Source organism: Caproicibacter sp. BJN0012 (genome assembly GCF_035986805.1).
Classification (GTDB): domain Bacteria; phylum Bacillota; class Clostridia; order Oscillospirales; family Acutalibacteraceae; genus Caproicibacter.
In genome coordinates, this window is sequence record NZ_CP142518.1 from 3,132,386 (window position 1) to 3,157,100 (window position 24,715).

A 24,715-nucleotide genomic window follows, 5' to 3' on the forward strand; every position below is an offset into this window, starting at 1 on the left:
GCCGTTACAGACCGGCTTCGATAAAAGGCTCAAGCTCCGCCGGCGTCACGGTCGGTTCAAAGCGGCGCACGCTCTCGCCGTCGCGGCCGATCAGGAATTTTGTGAAATTCCACTTGATCCCGTTCCCGGTCAGATTGTCCGGGTAGTGCTCCTTGATGACGCCGTAAATGACCTTTCCCATTTCCTTGTCAAGCTCAAACTCCTGAAACGGCGCCTTTTCCTTCAGCCAGGTGTAAAGTGAATCCGCTTTCGGGCCGTTGACGTCGATTTTTGAGAAAAGCGGGAAGGTCACGCCGTAATTCAGCTTGCAGAACGAAGAGATCTCGTCGTTGGTTCCGGGGTCCTGCTCCAGAAACTGATTGCACGGGAAGCCGAGGATCACCAGCCCGCGGTCCTTATAAGTCTGATAGAGCTTTTCCAGCCCTTCATACTGCGGAGTAAAACCGCATTTGCTCGCCGTGTTGACTACCATCACCAGCTTGCCTTTGTAATCGGAAAGGGAAACCTCGTTCCCTTTTATGTTTTTTGCTTTAAAATCATACAGGCTCATTTTACTCCAACCTTTCTTTATGGCGATTTGTTATTGTTTTCCTGTTTCTGTTCTTACTATACCACGGGAAAGGCGTTTTGTAAATAGTAATAATTATTATTTTTTATTTTTAATCCTTATCTTAATGCCAGGATCACGCATAAAAGCAGAATTTTCCGCAAAATCATTGCGTTTCGTACTATTTTAGACTAATTAAACAAATAGTAAAACACAAAGGGATTCCTTCTGCGATTTACTGTTGTTTGCCTGCGGCCCGGTGCCCCTTAACCTAAATTTCATCAATTAATCTACTTTTGCGCTCAGGCCGCGCGGGGCTGATCTTTTGCGGGCCTAAGGCCCGGTGGCTCTTAACCTTTTATTTCTTCTATTTTCTTTTTCTGTCCAGGCCGGACTGGCCCCGCCTTTCTGATATAGCAGAAAGGCGGCAAAGACTATGCAGGGGGACTTCAACTTCCCGTCGGGAGGGGCACCTAAACGTCCCCCTGCACCCCGGCACCTGTCATGAAGAACAGTTTTGTTATCAAGCCAGAGCTTCCCATTGAACGATTCCCAATCTTACGCCGTATGTAAAAAGGTAATTTTCTGAAAATTTTCAGCTTTTAGGTAAATACTCTGTGGCTTTAATTTTTCAGCCCCCGTCGTCAATGAAAAGCAGTTGTTAGAAGAACAGAAAAAATCTTCTTGACGGCTCCCGAGGGGTGTTAGGGGGACCATCCGGTCCGGACGTGCCTACGGCATACCCGGCTGAGAAGACATCGTTGCTTCCCTGTTTTTTCGCCGCTCCGGGAAAGGAAAGCGTAGATGCAGCGGTACGCTGCCCCCCACCCGTACTTTGCTTCCTTTCGGGCAGGCTGAGCATGCATGCGTGTTTTCCACTCAGAGTTTGCTGAGTGAAAACCAAAGGTGAGTGCAAGACTGCTTCTGACTACTATCCTTAGTCATGATCCGCCGTAGGCGAGTAAGACGCTGTGCGTCCCCGCGCGGCCTGAGCGCAAAAGAGAAAATAAGAAGAAATAAAAGGTTAAGAAGCACTGGGCAATAAGAACTTAGAAAGCTATAAAATATAAAATCGAATATTGCCAGTTGAATTTTGGTAAATTCAGGATTATAATGGATGTGCAAGGTAAATAAAAAACGCAATGCAGGGATGGAGTGGTAGGACACTTCACCCCCTGCATACGGAGAGCCACCCTCCATACACCACGGAATTCACCGCGCATTGCAGGACTTATTATACTTCCTTTTTCTGTTTTTGTACAGAGGTGAGGAAGGATGATCCCCCGTCCTGATTGCGCGCGCGCCGGTGTATGGAATGACCAGATTCCGTACCGGCGCTTTTTGTTTCCTTGCGGGCAACGATGACGTTGCATCCAACGGCCCACCGTTCAGCAAACAGTGAAATAATCGGCTGAGACAGGTGGGACGGAGGCAGGAATCTCCCGACGGCACATTACGCCACTTTCAAAACCCCGGTTTCCAAAGCGTTGGGGAAAAAGCTGATGGACAGCTTTCCCTGAGCATTGGCCGCCGCAGGCGCGAACGGGCCGAATGGCCTGGGAGATTCCCGGAACCGTCCTGCCAAACCAAACCGCGAATTTTCACCGTTCTGTCCGGCAGGCCGAAGGGTGCGGCGACACGCCGCCCGCCGGCGAAACAGACGTGTGTGAGAAAAAACTGTGGAAAAAGCAATTCAACCCCTACCGTACCCGGCGCGCGCGGAGCGTTTTGCCGGCAAAACAGGGAGCGGAGCGCCTTACCTGATGGCGCTCCGCTCCCGATTTTTTCGCTAAAGCCGCAAACAGAAAAACAGGGCGCTCCCTTCGGGAGCGCCCCAGGGAGCGGCGGGCCTACCGCTCAAAATCCGTGCCGCCGAACTCGGAAAGCGTGAGTCCCCTGTTGTGGTCGAGCGCCCACTGGATGCTCCAGCTGTTGCAGAACAGCAGCAGGTTGCTGCCGCGCACGTCCTGCACCCGTTTCGTGTCGCTGGTCAGGTCGAGCGCCTTGAGGTCCAGGTCCGTGTTTTCGATCCAGCGGATTTCCTCATACGGCAGCGGCGACATGCGGATTTCCACATTGTATTCGTTTTTCAGCCGGTACTGGAGCACGTCGAACTGAAGGGTGCCGACCACCCCGACCACGACTTCCTCCAGGCCGGAATCCGGCTCGTGAAAAATCTGGATCGCGCCTTCCTGCGCGATCTGGGTCATCCCCTTGACGAACTGCTTCCGCTTCATGGTGTCCACCTGCTGCACGCGGGCGAAATGCTCCGGCGCGAACGTCGGGATTCCCTCGAAGCGGAACGGCTTGTCAGCCGCGCAGAGCGTGTCCCCGATCGAAAAGATGCCGGGATCGAACAGGCCGATGATGTCCCCCGCGTACGCTTCCTCGATGATCTCGCGGTCCTGCGCCATCAGGTGCTGCGGCTGCGCGAGCTTGACCTTGCCCCCGCCCTGCACGTGGGTGACCTCCATGCCCTTTTCAAACCGGCCGGAGCAGATGCGGATGAAGGCGATGCGGTCGCGGTGCGCCTTGTTCATGTTCGCCTGGATCTTGAAGACGAACGCCGAAAAATCCGGATCGAACGGGTCGACCACGCCGGCGTCCGACTGGCGCGGCAGCGGCGGGGTGGTCATTTGCAGGAACTCCTTCAAAAACGGTTCCACGCCGAAATTGGTCAGAGCGGAACCGAAGAAGACCGGCGAGAGCTTTCCCTGCCGCACGGCTTCCAGGTCGAAGCCGTCGCCCGCGCCGTCCAGCAGCTCCACGTCGCCGCGCAGCTTTTCGGCAAAATCCGCTCCGATCCCGTCCCCAAGCCGCGGGTCGTCCAGAGCGATTTCGGTGGACCGGACCTCTTTGGACTCAAAAACGGAATCGCTGTTCGCGTGAAAGATCAGAATCTTTTTCGATTCCCGGTCGTAAACGCCCTGGAATTCCTTCCCGGAGCCGATCGGCCAGTTGACCGGGCAGGTCCGGATGCCGAGGACGTTCTCGATCTCCTCCATCAGGTCGAACGGGTCGCGGGCGTCGCGGTCCATTTTGTTGATAAACGTGATGATCGGGATGTGCCGCAGGGTGCAGACCTTGAACAGCTTGCGCGTCTGCCGCTCGACGCCCTTGGAGGCGTCCAGCACCATCACGGCGGAATCCGCCGCCATCAGCGTGCGGTAGGTGTCCTCCGAAAAGTCCTGGTGTCCCGGAGTGTCCAGGATATTGATGCAGCACCCGCCGTACTGGAACTGCATCGCGGAAGAGGTCACGGAAATTCCCCTTTGTTTTTCGATTTCCATCCAGTCGGAAACCGCGTGCCGCTGTGCCTTTTTTCCCTTGACGGACCCGGCCAGCGCAATCGCCCCGCCGTACAGCAGCAGCTTTTCCGTCAGAGTCGTTTTGCCCGCGTCCGGGTGGGATATGATGGCAAAAGTCCTTCTTCTGCCGATCTCGCTTCGATAGTCAGACAATTGATTTCCTCCAGCCTGTGCAATAGTATTCTTATTTTAAGACTTTCCGCGCAAATAATCAAATGGCAGAGCAAAATATTTTACTCCGCCGTTTTGCGGCCGCGCGCCTTTTTCGACGGATTGAAGCCATTGAAAACACGATTGCAACATGATAGAATAAAGCTATCCCTGAAGCAGTTTTGGAGGAAAGATATGAACGGAGCAAGCAGCATCAATCCATCCCGTCAGGTAAAAATCACGGCGGACAGCACCTGTGATCTTTCCGACGCCGTTTTAAAAAAATACGACATCGACCTCATTCCCCTGTATGTTACGCTCGGGGAAAAATCCTACCGCGACAAAACCGAGATTTCTCCCGAGGATTTGTACGCGTATGTCAGGCAGACCGGAAGGCTCCCGAAAACCTCGGCCGTCACGGTCAAGGACTACCTGGACCGGTTCACTCCGTACAAGCTGGCGGGCAGAAGCGTGATCCACTTCACCATCAGCAGCTCCATGTCCGCCTGCTACCAGAACGCCGTCAACGCGGCGAACGAGCTGGGAAACGTGCGCGTGATCGACAGCGCGAACCTTTCCACGGCAATCGGGCAGCTTGCCGTCCGCGCGGCGGAGCTCGCCGCGTCCGGGCTGGACGCGGACCGCATCGTTCACGCCGTGACGGACCTGATCCCCAAAGTGGAGACCAGCTTCGTGATCGACACGCTGACCTACCTGCACAAGGGCGGCCGCTGCTCCGCCGTCGCCGCGCTCGGCGCCAACCTGCTCTCGCTCAAGCCCTGCATCGAGGTGCGGGACGGCGGGATGGTCGTCGGCAAAAAATACCGCGGCAGCCTGGAAAAATGCCTTGCCGCCTATGTGTCGGACCGCCTCCGCGGCCGGTCCGACATCGACTACCGGCGGCTGTTCGTCACGCACTCTTCCCTGCCGCCGCGCCTTGCGGACACCGTCATCCGGCAGATCGGCAAGCTGGCCCCGTTTGAGGAAATTATTGAAACGGACGCGAACAGCACGGTCTGCACCCACTGCGGGCCCGGCACGCTCGGAATCATTTTCCTGAGAAAATAGACCGAAAAACATATAAAAACGCGCCCCGAACGGCTTTCTTGAGCCGAACCGGGGCGCGTTTTCAGGCATCCTCATCGTTCCGAAAAGCGTAAAAATTACCGGTACGGTTTTCTGCTGTCGGTCAGGCCGACGAGATAATCGACACTGGTTTTATAATATTGCGCAAGCTGAATCACAACGTTCAGCGGAATTTCCCTCTCCCCGCGCTCATATTTGGAGTATAAGGACTGATCGCACATCAGATACTCCGCCACCTGCCTCTGGGTCAGGTCATGGTCCTCCCGCATATCGCGTATTCTTAATCTCATTTTCATCACCAAGGAAAGTATATCTTAGGACTATAAGTCCTATTGACGTATTGGACTATTTGTCCTAAAATGATATAGGGGTGATATGGAAATGGCGGATTATCAAAAAATGTACGTCAGATTGTTCAACGAGGTGACCGATGTGATCGAGGAGCTGCGGCAGGCCCAGAGGGACACGGAGCAGCTGTATCTCAACAGCGCCGGTTCCGAACCGCTGATGCTGAACACAGGGAACAAGAAGCAGGCGGGACAATAAAACAGGGCGTCCTCCAAAAAAATTGGAGGACGCCCTGTCCCGGTACGGCCGGAAGCGGCGCTTTATCCTTTCGCCCTTGCGCTGACCGGGATGCGGATGGCCCGGCTGACCGGCTTCCAGGCCGCCACGGAAATCCCGAAGTCCACCATGCTGTGCACCAGCCCGCCGAGGCCGACCAGAAGCAGGACGGAAGTGACGTATCCGCTTGAGTAGGTCGCGCTGGAAAGCTGGCCACCGAAGAAGAAAAGCGTCACGACGGCCACTTCGCACGCGGCGTGGATCACACTGAGGAAAAAGCCGAACAGAAAACTGCCCGCTGAAAAAGTCATCTGGGCCGGATGCTTTCTGAGCATCACCGCGCCGATCAGAGCAAACACGATGTGGCTCAGCGCGCGCAACGTGATCACCAGCGGCAGGCCGGACAGGAAAAAGCCAAGCGTCGTGCCCAGCGTGACCGCCGCCGCGACTCCCGGCGAGATGAACATGGCCAGGAAGATCGGGACATGGCTGGCCAGCGTGAACGAAGCCGGACCGATCCATATCTTCGGGAAAGTCATCGGGATGACGATCCCGACGGCGCACAGCAACGCCGCGATGGTCATGGTCTGAATCGATTGGGTCTGAGTTTTGCGGTTCATGGAATCTCACTCTCCTCATCCGATCCCCTCCGCGGGAATCGTCAGTCTTGATACGTGTCTTTACACATGTTAAGACAATATTACCAGAAGAGCGGCGAAAAGTCAAGTCCCGCTTTACTCGCGCTCAAACAGGATCGCTTCCTGCTTCAGCTTTTCCAGCACGCGCCGGTACGCCTCCTCATTCGGGCAGGAGATGGTGTGAAGGTGCACGCCGCCCGTGAGGTCGCACAGCGGCAGCGCCCGCCCCTTTTCCAGCCGGCGGAGGAAATCGTCCGCGTCAAACCTGGAAAAGACCTGCAGCCGCCCGGATATCTGGCCGTAGACGGCGTGCTCCACGATCACGTCCAGCACTCCGCAGCCGTTGTCCACCACGGCGTACAGCTCGCGGGCGATCCCGTCCCGGTCATGCCGGCAGGCGATGGTCCTGACCAGTTCCCCCGGCCTGGTATCCGCGCTTTCCAGAAGATAGCCCCGCGGCGTCGCGGTGATCGGCTGGTTTGCCGCGCGCAGGAGCGCGATATCCCCGACGATCACCTGCCGGCTCACTTTCAGTCTTTCCGCCAGAGTTCCCGCGCTGACGGGCTTGTCGCCGCTTTTCAGCAGCTCCAGAATATTCTCTCTGCGTTCCAATGGATTCACCGCCGGTCACTCCTTTTTCTTTCATTCCTTATTGCTTAGGTTCACAGGTCCCTCATAAACAGTGACGCAGTTGCGCCCGCGTTCCTTTGACTGGTAAAGCGCCTGATCCGCCATGCGCATCAGCTTGTCCAGAGTCTGCCCAAGAAAATCCTTTCTAGCGATGCCGATACTGACCGTGATATGGAATTTTTTCTGACGATAACAAAAATCGTACTTCTCCATGCTCTTCCGCACCGTTTCCGCATCGCTCCGAACCTCGTCGTCGCCAAGGCCCGACAGCAGGGCCGCGAACTCCTCTCCCCCGACCCGCGCGATCAGATTCCCGCGGGGAAAGGCCCCTTTCAGAATCTCGCCGAAGCCCTGAATGACCCTGTCTCCCATCGGATGGCCGAATTGGTCATTCACATTCTTGAAATAGTCCAGATCCATCATCAGGAGGTGGACCGCGCCGCCCTTTTCCTCCGATTCCAGCATTCGCTTCTGTCCGATCTGGAGAAAAGCCCGCCGGTTGCCAAGCCCGCTGAGTTCATCTGTCATGGCCTGCCGCTTTAGGTCTTCATTCAATTTGTAGGTCTCCGTAACATCGCGGACGGTTTTAATCCTCCCCTGCGTTCCACCGCGGCCGTCAATATTCTTTGTGCTGATTTCGTAATATCGCTTTTCCCCGTTGAATCTGATCCTGACGATGCGGGTTTCCGGGTCCAAAAGACCTTCCATGAGCTTCGGATGCCGCCGGAACAGCGCGGGAATCTGTTTGTCCGTAAGGCTGATATCCAATTTTTGAAATAAATTTTTTGCGCTTGTGTTGTAATCGATGATTTTGTTTTGCCGGTTCATCAGCAGAATCGCGTCTCTGCCGGATTCGAACACCCTGCTTCTTGCGATGGATTTGGTTTCAAGGAAATCATACTTCTGGATCGCCAGAATCACCATGACGCAGGTGGCGGGGAGGCACAGCGCCATATAATCGAGGTACATTCCCAATGGTTTAAAAAACGAAAGGACCAAACCGGTAGCCGCGAAGAAAGAAGCACCCGTGATCAGGCTGATTTTCCCTTTCGCATTTTCCTCCGTTTGAAAAGAGTCGTACAGAAACAGACCCAGCGTAACCAGAATCATCATCATGGAGTGAACCGCCTGGACATAGTTCCAGGGTCCGGGCTCCTTTATCATGCGCAGCGCGCCCGATTCGGTGACAAAACTGAGGGAGGCAAAATAAAGATGGTGGTGATCGTTGGTGAACCTCAGCACCAGCGTGACAAGCGGAACGATGTAGATCGCCGCAAGCCATATTTTTTTATGGCGGGTATAATATCCGGTATACATCAGTCCGACCGTGAGCCACAGCGCGGAAACGAACGGGATTCCGATATATTCCACCCGGTTCCAGAACAGGATCTGACGAATGCTGTCAGAGTTCAGTTCCATCGCATATCCGACAATATAGAAACAAACCGCAAAACATAAGAGTACGGCCGTACGCGCATAATCCGAGTCATTCAAAGATGTGATATGGGCACTGGAATAGACCGCCGCTACAACCATGAAAAAAAAATACAAGCTGACGACGTCGACAAGAATCATGGAAAATTCCTCATTCCGCCTTACCTGCGACCGGCACCGCCGCCTCTCCGGTCCGAGGTTGGGCGCGATGGCGCCGGGACATTGCAGTCAGGACAAAAAAATATCCGAGAGGCACAATTACTCCCGGACATTAACGATTATCATCCCAAACGTTTACAAAGGAATCCATATCAAAAGCCCATTTTGCTTAATGGAAACGAAGAATCATGATAATCTGCCTTTGCCCATTAAATTTATCATGATTATAACATCAACGGAATGTTTTGTAAACTTAGAACAACGTTTTCAACCTGTTCACAGCCCTGTTTCTTTAGATATTCCGCCAGTGCCGGTGAGACAAAGGTTTCCCTTTCAAGTTTCCGGTCGGTTTCCCGAATCCGCTTTATGGAGTAAGCGGATTAACAGATGCCATTCTGACGGTTGAACTCGTTGAGCAGACAGTGGACCTCCTGAGCCGATCTGCAACTCAGGGCACTTTGAACCAGAGCGCTGCATGCTTCCTTACTTTGCCTATGAATCAAATACTTTATTTTTGGAATCATTCCCGCCGGCATGCTGATCTCGTCGATGCCCAAGCCGATATGAAGTGAAACGGCGGCAGTTTCCGCACCCATATTTCCGCAGATTCCAACGGGGATTCCGTTTGCATGGGCCGCGTCGCTGACACGCTTTATCAGCAACAGAACGGCAGGATTACAATAATCGTATAAATAAGACACCTTTTCGTTGCCTCTGTCGGCGGCAAGCGTGTATTGAATCAGATCGTTCGTTCCAATGCTGAAGAAATCGGCTTCTTTAGCCAGCACATCGGCCATAATCGCTGCGGATGGCACTTCAATCATGATGCCGGTCTTTATCGATTCATCAAAAGCGATCTGTTCGGCTTTCAACTGCGCCTTCGCATTCTCAAGGCAGTCCTTCGCGGCCCGAAGCTCTTCCAGCCCCGAAATCATAGGAAACATAATTTTCAGCTTTCCATAGGCGCTGGCTCTCAAAACAGCTCTGAGCTGTACTGAAAAAAGGTCTTTCCGGGCAAGGCAGAGCCGGATTGCCCGATACCCCAGAAACGGATTGCTCTCGCGGGGAATCGGGATGGATTTTACCGGTTTGTCGCCTCCTGCGTCAAGGGTGCGGATCATAACCTCTTTGTTGGAATAGGCCTGGACAACTTTTTTATATTCCAGGAATTGGTCTTCTTCGCTTGGAAGTTTATCCCGGTTAAAGTACAAAGCCTCTGTCCGGAAAAGCCCCACGGATTCACTGCCCTGCCGGATGGAAAGGTCCGCATCCAGCCCCGACCCGATGTTTGCGCCCACTATCAGCCGATAGCCGTCCTTTGTTACGGCGCTTTGGTCCTTATATTTTTCTAAAATCTTTTTTTCTTCAATTTCGGCTTCCATCTTCGCCTTGTAGGCTGCGACGGTAGTTTCATTCGGAAACAGAATACAGGTTCCCCGCTCTCCGTCGACGATCACTTCGTCCCCGTCATCGACCATGTCCGTTAAGCCCGCTATTCCCACCACGGCGGGAATCCCGAGCGACCGCGCAAAAATAGAAGTATGAGACGTCGCCCCGCCCTTTTCCGTCGCAAACGCCAAAATCACATTTTTATTCAGCTGAACGGTATCGGAGGGAGACAGATCTCTTGAAATCAAAATGATCGGATTCTGAATATCCGATAAATCCGGCCTGTCTCCGCCGGATAAAACCGCCAGAAGCCGGTTGCCGGCATCTCTTACATCAGCGGCGCGTTCCCGCATATAGGCGTTTTTCATAGCTTCAAAGACAGCCGCAAAACGTTCTGTGATTTCACCAGTCGCTTTTTCGGGAGAGTACCGCTTCTCACGGATCAGCTTTATGATTCCGGGGGCAAACGCGGGATCCGCAAGAATTCCTTTTTGCCCTTTCAGCACGCCGATTTTGTCCTTGCCAATGGAATCGGCGGAGCGGCGGATAATTCCGTCCAGTTCCAAAGCGGCCTGCTCAACCGCTTTACGCAGACGTTCGATCTCCGGCTCGATCTGTGTCTCATCGAGGAATGGATTTGGATCGGTTCCCTTATTATGAGAAAGGAGCCGGACTTTCCCGATCCGAATCCCTTCGGAAACACCGATGCCCCGTACAGTCTTTTCCGTCATGGACTCTCCTCCATATACTTTTCCGTCACTGCAGTTCGATTTTAATTGCTCACTCGCCGAAATTTGTTTCAAACAGTTTTTCCACCACCGCCATGGCTTCCGTTTCATCGCGCCCTTCTACGACGACTTCAACAATTTCACCCTGTTCAATGCCTAAACTCATCAATCCCAAGATGCTCTTGGCGTCCGCTTCTTCCTGTCCCGGCTTTCCCAGCATAATACGCGATTGAAACGGGGTTGCCTTTTCCATTAACACCTGTGCGGGCCTCAAATGGAACCCTTCCGCACAGTTCATAACAAAGTTCTTAGTAAGCATATTTTCGATTCCTTTCCGCACCTGGCTCAACTTGGTTACGCCTCGACCGATTCAATCAAAGAAAGGATATCGTCCGCGGTCACAGCCTGCTCCAATCTTTCCCTGAAATCTTCATGCATGAGTTTTTTAGAGAGGGCAATTAAGATTTTCAAATGATCATTGCCCGCATTTTTTTCCGGAACTCCGATCAAAAACACATTGCTGACTTTCTTGCCATCGAAAGAATTCCAGTCCACCGGCTTTTTCAGCTTTGCGAAGGCAACGCAGGGCTTTCTTACGCCATCCGATTTTCCGTGCGGAATAGCAACGCCGAATCCGATCCCGGTGGTTCCTTTGCTTTCGCGTTCGCGAACGGCGGAAAGATATTTTTCCCTGTCTAAGATATAACCTCCACGGAACATCCCGTCGATCATCGCTTCCACTGCCGCATCGCGATCAGCCGCGGCAAGATCTAAAAAAATGATATTTTTGTCCATGATATCGGCGATATTCATAAAAGCCCTCCACAGTTCTCATCAGCTTATTCCATGATACGGCCTCGTATCAGAGCGATACGGAGCCGTATTTATGACTTTGTCACCCGGTTACTTTATCTTTCTTCAATACCAAAACAAGCAATGCAGTTACAACCGCGCCGATCGCGATGGCCAGCAGATACAGGAAGACATTGCTCACAGCGTTCGGAATCAGCATAACGAACAATCCGCCGTGGGGCGCACGGAGCAGGCATCCGAAAGCTTCCGAAAGCCCGCCGGCGATTGCCGACCCGATCATGCAGGAAGGAATGACACGGAGGGGGTCCGCTGCCGCAAACGGAATAGCACCTTCCGTAATAAATGAAAGGCCCAGAACCAGGGCTGCCTTTCCGGCTTCTCTCTCTTCGTTGTTAAACTTTCTTTTGGAAATAAAAGTGGCGATTGCGAGACCCAAAGGAGGGGTCATGCCGGCAGCCATAACGGCTGCCATCGGAGCATAGACGCTGCTTGCAATCAAAGCGGTCCCGACAGTATAAGCCGCTTTGTTGATCGGGCCTCCCATATCGGTAGCCATCATGGCCCCCATGATCACACCCAGCAGAATTGCGTTGGCCGTACCCATGTCCTTCAGCCATGCAACCAGTGCGTTCATCAGCATAGTGAACGGAGTCCCGATGACAAAGACCATCAGCAAGCCAACCACCAGCGTTGAAATAAAGGGAATGATCAGGATCGGTTTGAGGCTTTCAAGGCTTTTGGGAAGACGCAGTTTGTCTCTCAGGAGTTTTGAAATATAACCTGCGATAAATCCCGCAAAAATGCCGCCTAAAAAACCCGCGCCCAGAGTCGAGGAAAGAGCGCCGCCGATTAATCCGGGGGCCAGGCCGGGACGGTCCGCGATGGAGAACGCAATATAGCCGGAAAGAACCGTCACCATCAGCCCCATTGCCGAATCGCCGATCGTTTTCAGCCCCCATGCCAGCGTTCCGGTTTGCTTAAACGCATAAATCCCGAACATGAAAGAACATGCGATCAGCAGGCCGCCAGCAACGACAATCGGAATCATGAAGGAAACGCCGGACATCAAGTGCTTGTATGGACCTGTCCTTTGGGCGGACCTTTCCGCCTTGATTTTCTGTACATTTTCTACATAGTTTGCAGTCTCCGATCCCGTTTCTACGGATTTCGCATCCATGGCAAGAGCCCTTTCGATCAGGGCATTTGGATCTTTGATTGCCGCGCCCGCTCCCACTCTTACAACGGGCTTTCCTTTGAACCTTCCCTCGTCGGCATCCATGTCGGCGGCCACGATAATTGCATGTGCCTCGGCAATTTCCGCCGGGGTCAGCTCGTTTTCCACTCCGACAGCTCCCCGCGTCTCAACCTTGATTGGAACACCCTTTTCCTTCGCCGCCTTTTGAAGCGACTCAGCCGCCATATATGTATGCGCTATTCCGGTTGGACAAGCTGTTACCCCCAAAAGCTTTTTCATAAAAAATCCTCCCTTTATAAATAATATATCAGAAAGCGCTAAATTGAAGTAACAGTTACTTTTTCAAGAGACTGAAGGACTTCATCCCGGGTACAAATCTGCGTCCCTTCTTTGGAGGCAGTGATGCTTCCGGCAGCTGTAGTTATTTTTGCAATGTCGTACAGTGAACTGCGATTCAGAATCGAGTATGCGAGGGCCGCGACCATGGAATCCCCGGAACCGGTGGCGCTTTTCACGCAGATGTTCCAGGAATCCACCTTAAAGGTTTCTTCCCGGTTCGCGACGACGGCGCCGTCGGCCCCCATGGAAACTATCACAATTTCAATTCCTGTCCGAATCAAATTTGCCGCTGCCTCGGCGACTTCTTCCTTGAAATTGAATTTACGGCCCTGAAGCATTTCAAGTTCATGAAGGTTCGGCTTCACAGCGTAGGGAATTGCTTCGATTCCCTCCTTTAAAGCCAACCCGTCCGCATCCAGCAGGGTTTTCACTCCCGCTGCTTTTGCAGCTGAAATACAGCCGGAATAAAAATCAGCCGGTACGCCGGGCGGGAGGCTCCCGCTCAGAACAACAATTCCTGTATTCTCTAAAAACGCGGCAAATTTCTGTTGGAAACAGGACAGCACTTTCTCCGACACGAAAAAGCCCGTTTCGTTGATTTCCGTCGTCTTTTTTACACTGGAATCGAAAATTTTCAGGTTGGTGCGTGTTTCTCCTGAAATTTCAAGAAAATCGGCGGAAATTGCGTCTTTTTTCAACGCGTTGAGCAAGAGCTTTCCCTGGTCTCCGGCAATCAGCCCTGTCACCGTAACGTTGACGCCGAAATTTTTCAGCGCCTTCGCAACATTTATGCCTTTTCCCCCGGGATCCGCACGGGAATCAAGGACCCGATTCAGTCCGAAGGGATTCAGTTTTTCAATGGTAATCGTTTTATCAATGGAAGGATTCATAGCAACCGTCAAAATGTTTTGCTTCATTCAGCATTCACCCCTCAATTGGCAGATTTACCCCCTGATCCGTTGACGTCCACAAGATATAATCTGACATTATTCTTTTCAAATTCGATTTTCTGATTTTCCGAGATGGCATTTCCCGTAATACAGGCATCGATCTCCGAGACACTTCCGAACTTTGCAAAAGAAATATGCCCGATCTTCGTATGGTCTGCCAGAATATAGACCTGATCGGCGACGCTCATCATTTTTTGCTTAATGGATGCCTCTACCACGTTAGGTGTGGTCAGACCCACATTCATGTCGATCCCGTTCGTTGCGATAAACGCCTTATCCACCCGGATCCGGTTCAGTGACTCTTCCGCCAGCGGTCCCGCCAAAGCCATGGTATTCGTCCTGAGAATCCCACCGGTCGACATAATGTTGATATCCTTGATGGATGAAAGTTTTTGAAGCAATAGGATGGAATTTGTCACAACTGTCAGATCCTTGAAGCGGGAGAGCTCAGAAGCCAGATACAGGGTGGTGGTTCCGGAATCTATCATCAGGGAATCTCCGTCTTTGATAAGTTCCGCCGCCCTTTGCGCGATCAGGGCTTTTTCATTTCGAAATTGGTCTTCTTTTTCGCTGTAAGTCGGTTCAAATCCCACGGATTGCAGATAAACCGCACCGCCATGCGTCCGCTTCAGCAGATTCCGGTTTTCCAATTCGGTCAGGTCACGGCGGATTGTTGAATCCGATACCTGAAACAAAACACAGAGCTCCTGCACGGAAGCTCTGGACTTATTTTGCACATAACCAGCAATTTTTTGCAGCCTTTCTTCTTCGAACATCAAAGTCCTTCACTCTCATTTCAGTTTGTCATGACTGTGCATGACCATATATGATTGTTTGTGACGTTAATTATATTATCACAGTAGTTCTATATTGTCAATAGTAAACTCAAATTCAGTTATATATCATACAGCTTTAGCAAATTGGTATAATTTGATAACAAAATGTATAATTCGATTGGAATCTGAGGTGATTAGAGCATATGCAAAACAGTCACAAACGATTATATCGATCATATTCAGTCACAGAAGAGAAGAAGATGGCTCCCCTAATTTGCTTTCATGTCCAGTCGTAAAATACTTTTCCCGTACTAAATTATATTAATTCGGTAAAATGACCGCGAAAGTATCGTAATTGCCTTGAAAACGGTTTGAATGTTAAATTCTTGTCCGGCTACAAATCAGGAGGTTTGGTGGGCGAGTCCTCCGCCGGCAACATGACATGGCATATCCATCCCATATCTGTCAAAATCTCACTTCACCCGCAGGGTGCGAAGACAGGCTTTCTGCTCGTCTGTAATGCGGTAGCTCTCAACGGCCTTTTGAATTGCCTTGTTATGAACCCATTTTTCCAGCCGATTCTGCCGGATATAAGGAATCGCCGCATCCCACTGCTTGGCCAGCGCCGTGGCAAAGTACCAGGCGATCATCATATTGACATAGTATTCCTCTGAACGGATGCTCGCTGCCCAGGCGGGATGCTCAGGTGCAAAATTCTCGTCCAAAAAGTGCGTCATCAGCATCCCGATGCCAAAGCGGATGGTGTAAGTACGGTCGGAAGCCATCCATCTCCGGATCTCCCGCAAAAGCTCCCGCCGGTGTTTTTTGAACACCCTGGGGTTCATCAAATCGCAGGTGGCCCAGTTGTCAACGTAGGGCAGAAAGTCGTCGATTGCCGCCACCGCTGCACTGTAGTCCCCGATCTGCTCCACCAGAAAGCCGTGGAGGTTGTTTTCATCATAATATTGATGGGGAAGCATTTTTAAAAACTCCGCCGTTTCCGGCTCTTTGAACAATTCCTTCGCCAGTTTCCGCAGTTCCGGCGTGCGCACACCAATTACCCGCTCCGGTGCCACCGTGGGCATCAGCTTGCATTGAAAATTCTTGTATTTCAGGTCTTGCAGGGCAAACAGCCGGGACTGGACGCCCGTTTTCACATCATGCATAACCACACGCTCCTATGACTAGATCAGAATCCCTTCACAGTGGTCCACTTCGTGCTGGATGATCTGCGCCGCGAAGCCGGTGAAGGTTTTTAGGCGGGTCTGAAACTTCTCGTTCTGGTATTGTACCTTAATGGACCTGAAGCGTTTAACGTTCCGGATGCCGGTAAGGGACAGGCAGCCCTCTTCCGTCCCGTATGGATCAGACTTCCTCACGATCTCCGGGTTGAACAGCACCATGTATTTTCCCTCGTTATCAAGGGCGATGATCCGTTTATTCACGCCGATCATGTTGGCCGCCATACCCACGCAGCCGTCCTTGTGGGCAATCAGTGTTGCCAGCAAATCCGCCGCCGCACCGAGATCGTCCGCCGTGGCCGGCTCGGCCTTTTGCACGAGGAACGTCTCGTCCCTGCAAATTTCCCGAATCATGTGTTGTTCTCCTCCCAGCTTTTTAGCATATCGAGCTGTTCCGGCGTATGGAACCAGTGCCCGCCGTTTTCCATAACAGCGAGCTTACAGCCAAAACGACTGGCAAAGGCATTCACCGTACCCCGGCCGGTCAGATTGTCCTGACCGGCATACAGAATTGCCGTTGGGGCAGCCCATTCCACGATGGGGTGCGCTTTCGCATATTGGAGATAGTCCCAGGAGAGCGTTTCGCCAAAGTCGGTGGGAATCTTGCCCTCCCGTTCTAACCGCTCTTCGTCGACGGACGCCCAGAGCATCATATTTCGAATCAGCTTCTCCATGTCCAGCACCGGCGAAACAAACAGAGCCTGTTCCGGCGGTGTGTCCGGAAAGGCCAGCATGGAAAACCACGCCCCAATGCTGTTGGCGCGAAGGGAAACATGCGCCCAGCGCCGCCGGAGATACGCCATGACCTCCCATAGCTCCGGCACCACATGCCACGGGTCAAATCCGGTTTCGGCTTTTCGTTCCCCGTGTTGGGGCAGATCGATGGCCAGCACCTGAGCATCCCTGAGGCAGGCGATTTCCGCGAAGGCTTCCCCCTCCTCTTTGTACCCGCACTTGCCGTGAACGAATAACCAGACAAAGTCAGCATCTTCACCGTACAAAACGGCAGGGATGTTATGGATTTGAAATTTTATCGCAGTCATGGAAATACCTCCTCTATTGACATGTAATCTGCAATTTGTCCTTATTTTTTATCATAGCACAGGTCATTACAAATCACAATCGCACCTAAGACAAGGCCACCTGTCAAAATCGGCAGGTGGCCTCGGCTGGTCTCTTTACAGCTGGAACAGCTGCCCCGGCAGCTTCAGTTTTTCCTTTGGTGGAAACTGTGCGTCAAAGGCTTCCGCTTCTGCGTCATCAACAAAATAGCCCTCCGGTTCCTTGTACGAGCCGGTAATGCCGTCCAGGAAGCCGGGCTTAAGCTCCTTGATGAGGAAATACGGCACTTCCCCGTCCCTCGGCTCGGCAGAATAGTGGATGCCTTTTGTGCTGGCCACCACAAAGCCGGACTTTCCGTAGAAACCGATATTGCCGGTGATTGCCAGCGCGCCCGCGCCCAGCTTTCCGGCCTTGTCCATCGAGTGCCGAAGGAGAATCGTGCCGTAGCCCAGACGCTGGCAGTCCGGTGCAATGCTGATGGGGCCGAAAGTCATGATGGGGACGGTTCTTCCGTCGTCCGCCTTGATTGCGGAGCGAACGTACATCACATGACCGATGATTTCCCCGTCCTTCTCCATGACGAGATCCAGCTCCGGGATGAACTCTTCTCTGTCACGAAACCGGTGCAGGACATAGTGCTCCGTGCATCCGGGACGGTACACGTTCCAGAACGCCTCGCGGGTCAGATTCTCTGCCGCACGGTGATCGGCTTTGGTTTCGGGGCGAATGCGGTAGTTGTTTTTCATGGGTAAAATCCTCCTAAAAATTGTTGATTGTCAATTTTGTGGAGGTTCGGCGAGATTGTTTGGCGCAAACCTCCCGGTCAGCCCACAATCTCCAAGGTGTTGTTCTTCTTCAAACAGCAGTCTCCTAAAATTAAATTTCATCAGGCCTTACGGCTGGATGTACTTCTGATTATAAGTCTTTCATCACAGAATGACCAGCTATTTATGCGGCGCTCCTAAGGCTGAATCAAACGGAGGTTAAATTTGCTTCAAGTTTTCCTCCTGACAGGATACCGAATGACGGCTTCCCATTTGTCCGGCGCCGTCTTCTTGAAGTCAAAGGACATACGCTTTACTCCTTCTTGAACATGAAAGCTCTGTTCGGGTCCCGCTCAGCCGCCGTCAGCTCGATGAAAAGTTCCTCGGCGGCAGAAATGCCTGCGGCAAACAGAACAATAAAAAGAATCCGGCGGGATTGGGTCAGCGTGAGGGACAGCGGATACAGCGCCAGCAGCACGCCGGTCAGACAGCAGAGAAGATACAGCGCCAAAAACGCCTCTGCCGCCAGCAGCCCCAACGCCTCCCTGTGTTCACTTTTTGGCATGCCTTTACGAATTTCAGCGGCACATCCATCCGCGCTGCCGCCTGCTCCTCGGTCATGCCGCCGTCCAGAAAGCGGCGGCAGACAGATTTCATGTTTTCCCCCACCTCAATGATGTGGCGATCCGGGTCGTAGAAGCGCACTACCCGCTGACCCCAGCGGTGTTCCTTGACCGGGTGGACATACTTGACAGATTCCTCCTGCAGCTTCCGGGCAAAGACGTCGAAATCGTCCTCTTCAAAATAGAGCTCCCCGGTATTGGCACCCAAAGAAACGGGTCTGCCCTCCAGAAAGTCCTGCCAAGTGTCCAGCGTTTGCAGGCAGACGCCGCCGGTAAGCGTCACATTGGACCCGAAATCCATGACGACGCGCAGGCCCAGAATTCGTTTGTAGAAATCGATGGAAGCGGCCAAATCGGATACCGCCAGCAGGGGATTTTTGAATTTCATAACACGACCTCATTTCTTTTTTCGCGGCCTGGGCAGCGGCGTGATAGGTTCTAATATTCCAATCACCGGCCGAACCTTTTCTGTGTCCTCAATATCCAGAATGTAATCTCTTTGCCGCCCGCCGCCCATCCCGGCAGTCGACCCTATCGTCGTCGCCGCTAATGTAATCAAGAAGTATGTCATATGAGAATAACCCGACCCAATGACTGTGCATGTTTTCGTTATCCATATCGAATTCATACCTTTTCATAAGCTCAAACAGTGTAATTGTAAAGGTGGTAGCATATTCGTCCTCTGTATGTTCTACAAATTTCTTTCCTATCGTAAGCGCTTCTATTTTGCTTAAGTGCTCCTCCACGAATAGTTGTCAAGTGAAGTAACAAGATTCCACACTTTATCTATATCACAATGTAATACAGCTTTTATATTTGCTATTGCCATAATGTCCACCCGTTTCGTTACAAACAAGTTGCGCCGGGCAATCAAAGAAATTGCCCGGCGTCAGCCTAAGCGTATCACTTAATCCAGCTTCATTCGGTCGTCTCGTTTAAAATGCTTCCGTGAGGGATTCCCTTCGACCCTCCAGATCTGCTTCCGCTTTAGGTCGTAAACAATGGACCAGACAGTGTCGGCGTTTTGCCTGCGGTCGTACTGACACATAAAGCCATATCTCCCGGACAGCACATTCTCCGCAAAGGTCACGGTATAATCACCCTTGTTATGCTCTAGCGCATTACGCGCGGTTTGATAGCGCTCATCCGAATGCCAGTCGTCGATTTCAGGATTGCGGTACGGCCGCATCTTTTCAGAATTAAAGTTGTTGGCGGTTGCGACAAACCGCTCCCCGGCGCGGGGAAAGATGACCTCCATTTCACCGGGGTTGCATTCCACCACGGCGATTTCGCCGCCTTTGTCCGCTATGGTCAGCGTCTGCGCCGATGAGATAGGGAGCTTGCGCAGTGCCTCTATCGCTTCGGCGGTGGTTTTGCATTTCTCCAAAAGATAGCGCAGCAGCATCCCGGCGTTGAGGCCCGGCTTTCGCAGGTGCGGATAGACAAAGGTCAGTCCAACCGCCAGCCCGCGCTGGTTGACGCCGTCCTCCATCTCCACGAAGGCGGTTGTGTTTCCGTTGAACCCATAACCGCCTTCAAGACGATACAGACAGTTCATGTAGAGCTTTTCCAGGCTCACAAGGAAATCACTGTTTCGCGCAAAAACGATCTCATCCTCCGTGCTAAAGGCAAAGCAGGTGCATTTGTGATCAGGCTCGAAGCAGTACATGCAAAAAAGCAGAGCTTGGAGGGTTTCCACAGGCACCTCGTTTCCGTCCGCGATACCCCGGATTTCCTCCAGAGCCTCGGGAAAATACCTTTGGTATTCTTTAACGCATTCTCCGGCAAAGGCGTATTTGTCCTCCGTCAGCGCAAAGGTTGGGCAGTGGTCGAGCTTTTTCCCGTTCTTGAGCAGCAAGCGGCCCCATTTGTACCCAGCCTCATAGTGAGTTCCGGTAAATCTTCCATGATACATTTTTAACTCTCCAATCATTGAATTGAGAGTTGACGTCATCTCTTGACTCAAGCGTAATCGAATAAAAATTTTATGTCAAGCACTATATTATTCTTCAGGTAACGGGACAGAAAACGGGTCGATTCCCGATAAATTGGAATCGGCCCGCTCAGTTCGTTTTCAGGGTTGGATTACAGCCACACAGCCCAGTCCCCATAATCGAATGTTCCGCTGCCGTGATGCAGCTTGCCTTCCGCTTTCAGCTGACGGAAGGCGTCACGCATTCTGGGGATTATTTCCGGCCCGATATCCAGACTGTGATGCGCCGGAAAGACCCGCCGGACCGGGAGCGCGGCAACGCACTCTAATGATTTCAGATAGGCTTCCGGGTCGGTGGAGGGGTAATAGGCAAACAGGGTGTCCTTGTAAACCAGGTCGCCGGTAAAAAGGCAGCCCCTCTCCCTTTCATAAAAGCACATGTGCCCCGGTGAATGGCCGGGCGTGTGCAGTACCCGCAGGACGCGCCCGCCGATGTCAATCAAATCGTTATCCTTCAATACTCTCGTGGGCGTCCCCTGAAAGAACTCGTAGATGTTTACATCATATTCTTCCGGCAGATCGCAGCGGTCTGTCACCATGCCCCTGATCTGCTCCATGCCCAGAGGGAATTCTCCGCTGAGCCAATTCAATTCGTCTTCGTGAGCGTAAAAATCCGGGAAGTATTTGTGCCCGCCGACGTGGTCCCAATGAACATGGGTCGCCACGGCGGTGACCGGCTTGTCGGTCAGCTTTCTCACTTCGTCGTAAATATTGCAGATGCCGAGGCCGGTGTCGATCAGGAGCGCTCTTTCCGTGCCGACGAGCAGATAGCAGTGCGTTTCCTCCCAATGCCGGTACTCGCTGATGATATGTGTGTTCTCGTCTATATGGTCTATCGTAAACCAATCACCCATCTCATGGTTCCTTTCTAACTTGTCTCATGTATAACAACCACAGCAAAGGTTCGGCTACAGCTGATATAAGCTGTCCCGATAGTCCTTCACATACATAGTACCGGATATTGCTCCTGCCGCGTGAAACGACGGCGTGGCCCTCTGTCTCAAGCTTTTCCAGAGAATAAACCGCTTTGTTTTATGATGCAATGAGACGGTTCTAATTTTTTGCGTTATTCTTTCATAAGCGGCTGACATGACGGGCAGTAATACACCGCTCCTCCCAGATAGGCCTCTTTTACAAGCTCTCCTCCGCACCGCGGGCAGCCGGAGGCAAGCGTGTTCTTTGACAGCTTCACCCGGTAGCCGCCCGGGCACCCGAAGAGGTCCTTTTCCGTGTCCCGCCCGCCGTGTTCCGTCATATCGCGCAGAACCGAAACGATGCAGGAAAAAAGATTGTTCCACTCTGCTTCGCTGAGTGTCCCGATTTTGCGTTTTGGGTGGATTCCGGCGGTAAACAGGATGTCCTGCAGCACGCCGTTGCCGATACCGGGAAAGCGCTGCTCCGTGGCAAGAAACGCTTTCGCGCTCAGGGTCGGTTTGTTCTCCGCCATCAATTTGCAGTAATACGGTTCAAACTGCTCGAAAAACGGGGAAACCGCCGTTCTGCTTTTGAGGTAGTATTCGTTATCATACGTACCGTCATGGAGGATGATGCCGCCGTACATGGCGACGGTGAAGACCAGAGCCGTCCCGTCGTCAAATTCCATCAGCAGCTGATGATTTTTCGGCGCGTCGGCGCGGTTTACGAGCCGCGCGTTGACCCCGTCGTTGAAGCACAGCCGTTTCCCGTTATCAAACGCCATTTCCGCGAAGATGCCGAACCCCTCGGCTGATCGAATGGCGCTTCCGCTCACCGCCGCGTCGTATTCCGCCGGATCGCCGGCATACCAGCAGAATTTATGCGCTTTTGAAGGCGGGTGGACGCGGCGCACCCTCTTCCCGACGACGGCACCGTTCATCTGCTTTGCGATTGTGATTGCTTCAGGCAATTCCATCATAAGCGGTTTCTCCTTCGAAATAAGCTGTGGTTCACTTCCCAAATTCGCCGATCAGCATGGCTACGTATCTACAGAAAAAGAAGCGGGAGAAGTGTCCGTGGCCTTTACCTGCAGCCAGCGTGACGAGGTTCGAAATTTGCACGATGTGTCCGGAGCGATACAGGCCCAGCCCGGCATGAAGCACAGGGCGTTGTATTTACTCATCGCAATGGCTCTTTCGCAGGATTCCTTCCTATTTCACGGCATTCAGAATAAAAAGGGAGGCATCCTGATTCATGAAGATTCCTTTCCCATGATAAAAGGTGTGTGCCGTGGCGGACGCGAATCCGGTTTCCCTGAGTAATTGAATCAGTTCTTCCTGCTCAAATCCGTTGTGAACCATTTCGGAAACAACGGCATCGTTTTTGTCAAAATCAGCGATGATTAAATGGCCGTCTTTTTTCAGCACACTGTATAATGAGGTTAAAATAGACCGGCTGTCCGGGATATGCAGAAGGACCTGGGATAGGATAACATAGTCAGCGAGCAATCCGTCTGGCACTTCTTTTAAAAAATCGCAGCACAGTGTACGGGCTCGCGGAATCTGCCCGGCTGCAATTTTTCGGTCAACCTGTTCGATCATCCGGGCGGACGGATCGACAAAAAGCACGGACTGGAACAAGCCGAGCAACTGCAAGCCGACCAAACCTGTGCCGCAGCCGTAATCCACAGCGGTTTTTCCTTCCGTGCCGCTCAGTTCGGCGCGGATTGCCTGAGCGATCCGATTAGCAACCTCGACCCTGGTATCCGTATCGTAATGGCTTGCCATCGCTTCCCAAATGTTGTTTGTTTCCATAAAGTTCTCCTGTTTTTCGAAATTTAATTCTCGCTCAAGATTTTGATATGGCGCAAGGATTAATAGCCGTAGTTCCCGTCAATTAAAATCACTTTAATTCGCTCCTTGACAAACTGTCCGGCGATCAAAACGAAATCGTTGCAGATTCTCTGCGGGTGACTACAGTCCACACATTTGCCAAGCTTTACGCAGGGCGTCTCCTTGCGCAGACGCTTCGCGTCCAGCGGTGCCGCAATCTGCCGCGCGCGGAGGATCGCACTTTCGGCGGAGTCCGTGAGCTTGTTGACACCGGCTACGACAATCACCTGCTTCGGGCCGTACAGCATCGGCGCGACGCGGCTCCCGTTGCCGTCAATGTTGAACAGCTTACCGTCCATGGTTACGGCGTTTACCCCGGTGAAGAAGGTGTCGGCGGTAAAATTTTTCAGATAAATCTTCAGCTTCTGCTCCGACGTCAGCCCCGGCTGATGCTTGTCGTAAAACATGTAGTTTCCGCTGCGGAGAAGATCAAAGACACCTGTTTCCTCCAGAGTTACAGAATCCCCGCATCCGACGGTTTCGCCCCTATGGATCAGCGTGGGAATTAGGGACAGCAGATCCGAACGATTCTCCACGAAGTAGCCGCCCATATTATGCCGTTGCAGATTTTGAATGGTTTTGCAGACTTTTTGCTCCATTCAGGATTTCCCCTTTATCCAAAATTTACAAAGCAGTCAGCATGTCGTACAGCTTAACGACTGTCTTCCAGTTGCGTACGGTAGCCGAATCGAATTCTCTCGCGGCGCGTAGGGCCAGTTTCGATTTGCGGATGCTTTGACAGCAAAGGAGGTATCCCTCTCTTATCCCCATTCGCAGCAGATCCGGGCCGGTATTCTCTCTGCACAGGCTGTCAATCTGCACCTGTTCGTGAGGGTGATCCAGAAAATAGACGTAAAGGTGCTCGACCTGCGGATCGGCTGCTTCGGCGGCGGCAATCTCCGCCGCCGAGAACGGTAGGGAGTCGATCAGGGCTTTAATTTCATCGATGTTTCGTATGATGACATCGCCTTTCAATCTAAAGCGCTCCGAAAATCCGGCGTGAATCGTCTTTTGTAAGGCCGCTTCCTCCAAATTTGTTTCAAAAACCGCATTCCCGCTTTGAATATAGGTTCGGACGCTGCTCAATCCCAAATCAAGAAAGAGCCGCTTCAAATCATCCATTTTTACAAGGTTTTTTCCGCCGACGTTGATTCCCCGGAACAGGGCCGCATATTTCATAGGGCATCTCCCTTGTCTGTGAAAACCGGTTTAAAAGAGAATGGGATTTTTATTTTCCCTTGGATAAAGAATGCTGTCCCGGAATACGCCGTCACCCCAGATTTCGCTTTCGGACAGGGTGGTCTCAATCAGTTCGATCAGCTGGTTATTGATGAGCACCATTGCGCAGCGACAGCCGGCGAACGGCTGAAATTTTCCCGGCTGCCGAAGACCACTTTTCATTTTTATCTTCATCTGCGAATTTTGTATGTGCCTATTATACCATGCTTATCTCCAAATGTGTCCCATCACCATCACAGAAATGTGGTGGCTTTTTTATATTCAGAATCAATTCAGAAAG

The 24,715-nt window shown here is 52.2% G+C and carries 28 protein-coding genes; 3 read left to right on the top strand and 25 right to left on the bottom strand.

All coding sequences use genetic code 11. The annotated features are described in order from the left end of the window. Positions 1 to 4: 4 nt before the first annotated feature. On the bottom strand, positions 5 to 550 hold the full coding sequence (locus VA597_RS15310) for a glutathione peroxidase (RefSeq protein WP_128743788.1): 546 nt from the start codon (positions 548 to 550) through the stop codon (positions 5 to 7). A 1,548-nt stretch (positions 551 to 2,098) separates the two neighbouring features. On the opposite strand from VA597_RS15310, the gene VA597_RS15315 reads away from it, so the two are divergent. Beyond that, positions 2,099 to 2,311, top strand: coding sequence for a hypothetical protein (locus VA597_RS15315; RefSeq protein ID WP_128743789.1), 213 nt, complete (start codon positions 2,099 to 2,101; stop codon positions 2,309 to 2,311). An 86-nt stretch (positions 2,312 to 2,397) separates the two neighbouring features. On the opposite strand, the gene VA597_RS15320 is transcribed toward VA597_RS15315, so the two are convergent. Continuing rightward, positions 2,398 to 4,008 carry a peptide chain release factor 3 gene (locus VA597_RS15320; protein WP_326974838.1) on the bottom strand — a complete coding sequence of 537 codons (1,611 nt, stop codon included), beginning with the start codon at positions 4,006 to 4,008 and terminating at the stop codon, positions 2,398 to 2,400. A 192-nt stretch (positions 4,009 to 4,200) separates the two neighbouring features. On the opposite strand from VA597_RS15320, the gene VA597_RS15325 reads away from it, so the two are divergent. Beyond that, entirely contained in the window at positions 4,201 to 5,073 is an 873-nt protein-coding gene (locus VA597_RS15325) for a DegV family protein (RefSeq protein ID WP_128743791.1), read from the top strand. A 95-nt stretch (positions 5,074 to 5,168) separates the two neighbouring features. Here VA597_RS15325 and VA597_RS15330 read toward each other — a convergent pair whose 3' ends face one another. Continuing rightward, entirely contained in the window at positions 5,169 to 5,381 is a 213-nt protein-coding gene (locus tag VA597_RS15330) for a helix-turn-helix domain-containing protein (RefSeq protein ID WP_205703171.1), read from the bottom strand. Between the two features lie 91 nt (positions 5,382 to 5,472). On the opposite strand from VA597_RS15330, the gene VA597_RS15335 reads away from it, so the two are divergent. Next, the gene (locus VA597_RS15335) at positions 5,473 to 5,637 is read left to right on the top strand and encodes a hypothetical protein (RefSeq protein WP_164919094.1); all 165 of its coding nucleotides are present in this window, start codon (positions 5,473 to 5,475) and stop codon (positions 5,635 to 5,637) included. A gap of 62 nt (positions 5,638 to 5,699) precedes the next feature. Here VA597_RS15335 and VA597_RS15340 read toward each other — a convergent pair whose 3' ends face one another. The 22 genes from VA597_RS15340 to VA597_RS15445 all read right to left on the bottom strand — a co-directional run bounded on the left by VA597_RS15340 (position 5,700) and on the right by VA597_RS15445 (position 24,597). Then, positions 5,700 to 6,275, bottom strand: coding sequence for a hypothetical protein (locus tag VA597_RS15340; protein ID WP_164919095.1), 576 nt, complete (start codon positions 6,273 to 6,275; stop codon positions 5,700 to 5,702). 114 nt (positions 6,276 to 6,389) lie between these two features. Continuing rightward, on the bottom strand, positions 6,390 to 6,914 hold the full coding sequence (locus VA597_RS15345; RefSeq protein ID WP_128743794.1) for a transcription repressor NadR: 525 nt from the start codon (positions 6,912 to 6,914) through the stop codon (positions 6,390 to 6,392). Between the two features lie 21 nt (positions 6,915 to 6,935). After that, positions 6,936 to 8,498, bottom strand: a complete 1,563-nt coding sequence (locus VA597_RS15350) for a histidine kinase N-terminal 7TM domain-containing diguanylate cyclase (RefSeq protein ID WP_128743795.1) — start codon at positions 8,496 to 8,498, stop codon at positions 6,936 to 6,938. 398 nt (positions 8,499 to 8,896) lie between these two features. Continuing rightward, positions 8,897 to 10,636: a phosphoenolpyruvate--protein phosphotransferase gene (ptsP, locus tag VA597_RS15355; protein WP_164919096.1), complete on the bottom strand. Its 1,740-nt coding sequence runs from the start codon at positions 10,634 to 10,636 to the stop codon at positions 8,897 to 8,899. A gap of 49 nt (positions 10,637 to 10,685) precedes the next feature. Then, positions 10,686 to 10,952, bottom strand: coding sequence for an HPr family phosphocarrier protein (locus VA597_RS15360; protein ID WP_128743797.1), 267 nt, complete (start codon positions 10,950 to 10,952; stop codon positions 10,686 to 10,688). A gap of 35 nt (positions 10,953 to 10,987) precedes the next feature. Further along, the gene (locus VA597_RS15365; RefSeq protein ID WP_128743798.1) at positions 10,988 to 11,446 is read right to left on the bottom strand and encodes a PTS sugar transporter subunit IIA; all 459 of its coding nucleotides are present in this window, start codon (positions 11,444 to 11,446) and stop codon (positions 10,988 to 10,990) included. 82 nt (positions 11,447 to 11,528) lie between these two features. Then, positions 11,529 to 12,920 carry a PTS fructose transporter subunit IIC gene (locus VA597_RS15370; protein WP_326974839.1) on the bottom strand — a complete coding sequence of 464 codons (1,392 nt, stop codon included), beginning with the start codon at positions 12,918 to 12,920 and terminating at the stop codon, positions 11,529 to 11,531. A 38-nt stretch (positions 12,921 to 12,958) separates the two neighbouring features. Then, on the bottom strand, positions 12,959 to 13,897 hold the full coding sequence (gene pfkB, locus VA597_RS15375) for a 1-phosphofructokinase (RefSeq protein WP_128743800.1): 939 nt from the start codon (positions 13,895 to 13,897) through the stop codon (positions 12,959 to 12,961). A gap of 14 nt (positions 13,898 to 13,911) precedes the next feature. After that, positions 13,912 to 14,706, bottom strand: coding sequence for a DeoR/GlpR family DNA-binding transcription regulator (locus tag VA597_RS15380; RefSeq protein WP_128743801.1), 795 nt, complete (start codon positions 14,704 to 14,706; stop codon positions 13,912 to 13,914). 473 nt (positions 14,707 to 15,179) lie between these two features. Next, a complete protein-coding gene (locus VA597_RS15385) occupies positions 15,180 to 15,872 on the bottom strand; it encodes a DNA alkylation repair protein (protein WP_128743802.1) in 693 nt (230 codons plus the stop codon). Between the two features lie 18 nt (positions 15,873 to 15,890). Then, positions 15,891 to 16,301, bottom strand: a complete 411-nt coding sequence (locus VA597_RS15390; protein WP_128743803.1) for a peptide deformylase — start codon at positions 16,299 to 16,301, stop codon at positions 15,891 to 15,893. Beyond that, complete coding sequence (locus VA597_RS15395; RefSeq protein ID WP_128743804.1) at positions 16,298 to 16,990, bottom strand: alpha/beta hydrolase; 693 nt, start codon at positions 16,988 to 16,990, stop codon at positions 16,298 to 16,300. Before VA597_RS15395 ends, VA597_RS15390 begins: the two co-directional genes overlap by 4 nt. Before the next feature lie 135 nt (positions 16,991 to 17,125). Continuing rightward, entirely contained in the window at positions 17,126 to 17,755 is a 630-nt protein-coding gene (locus VA597_RS15400; RefSeq protein WP_128743805.1) for a GNAT family N-acetyltransferase, read from the bottom strand. A gap of 331 nt (positions 17,756 to 18,086) precedes the next feature. Continuing rightward, the gene (locus VA597_RS15405; protein ID WP_128743806.1) at positions 18,087 to 18,284 is read right to left on the bottom strand and encodes a hypothetical protein; all 198 of its coding nucleotides are present in this window, start codon (positions 18,282 to 18,284) and stop codon (positions 18,087 to 18,089) included. Continuing rightward, positions 18,257 to 18,784 (bottom strand): VOC family protein, encoded by a 528-nt coding sequence (locus tag VA597_RS15410; RefSeq protein ID WP_128743807.1) that lies wholly within the window; start codon positions 18,782 to 18,784, stop codon positions 18,257 to 18,259. Before VA597_RS15410 ends, VA597_RS15405 begins: the two co-directional genes overlap by 28 nt. A 519-nt stretch (positions 18,785 to 19,303) precedes the next feature. After that, positions 19,304 to 20,311 (bottom strand): C45 family autoproteolytic acyltransferase/hydolase, encoded by a 1,008-nt coding sequence (locus VA597_RS15415; protein WP_128743808.1) that lies wholly within the window; start codon positions 20,309 to 20,311, stop codon positions 19,304 to 19,306. A 170-nt stretch (positions 20,312 to 20,481) separates the two neighbouring features. Next, positions 20,482 to 21,243 carry an MBL fold metallo-hydrolase gene (locus VA597_RS15420; protein ID WP_128743809.1) on the bottom strand — a complete coding sequence of 254 codons (762 nt, stop codon included), beginning with the start codon at positions 21,241 to 21,243 and terminating at the stop codon, positions 20,482 to 20,484. A 212-nt stretch (positions 21,244 to 21,455) separates the two neighbouring features. Further along, positions 21,456 to 22,283, bottom strand: coding sequence for a DNA-formamidopyrimidine glycosylase family protein (locus VA597_RS15425; RefSeq protein ID WP_128743810.1), 828 nt, complete (start codon positions 22,281 to 22,283; stop codon positions 21,456 to 21,458). A 232-nt stretch (positions 22,284 to 22,515) separates the two neighbouring features. Then, entirely contained in the window at positions 22,516 to 23,118 is a 603-nt protein-coding gene (locus tag VA597_RS15430; RefSeq protein WP_128743812.1) for a class I SAM-dependent methyltransferase, read from the bottom strand. A 59-nt stretch (positions 23,119 to 23,177) separates the two neighbouring features. Continuing rightward, positions 23,178 to 23,795 carry a lactate utilization protein gene (locus tag VA597_RS15435; RefSeq protein WP_128743813.1) on the bottom strand — a complete coding sequence of 206 codons (618 nt, stop codon included), beginning with the start codon at positions 23,793 to 23,795 and terminating at the stop codon, positions 23,178 to 23,180. Between the two features lie 25 nt (positions 23,796 to 23,820). Continuing rightward, positions 23,821 to 24,375 (bottom strand): DUF1697 domain-containing protein, encoded by a 555-nt coding sequence (locus VA597_RS15440; RefSeq protein WP_128743814.1) that lies wholly within the window; start codon positions 24,373 to 24,375, stop codon positions 23,821 to 23,823. A 30-nt stretch (positions 24,376 to 24,405) separates the two neighbouring features. Beyond that, positions 24,406 to 24,597: a hypothetical protein gene (locus tag VA597_RS15445; protein WP_128743815.1), complete on the bottom strand. Its 192-nt coding sequence runs from the start codon at positions 24,595 to 24,597 to the stop codon at positions 24,406 to 24,408. Between the last annotated feature and the right edge of the window lie 118 nt (positions 24,598 to 24,715).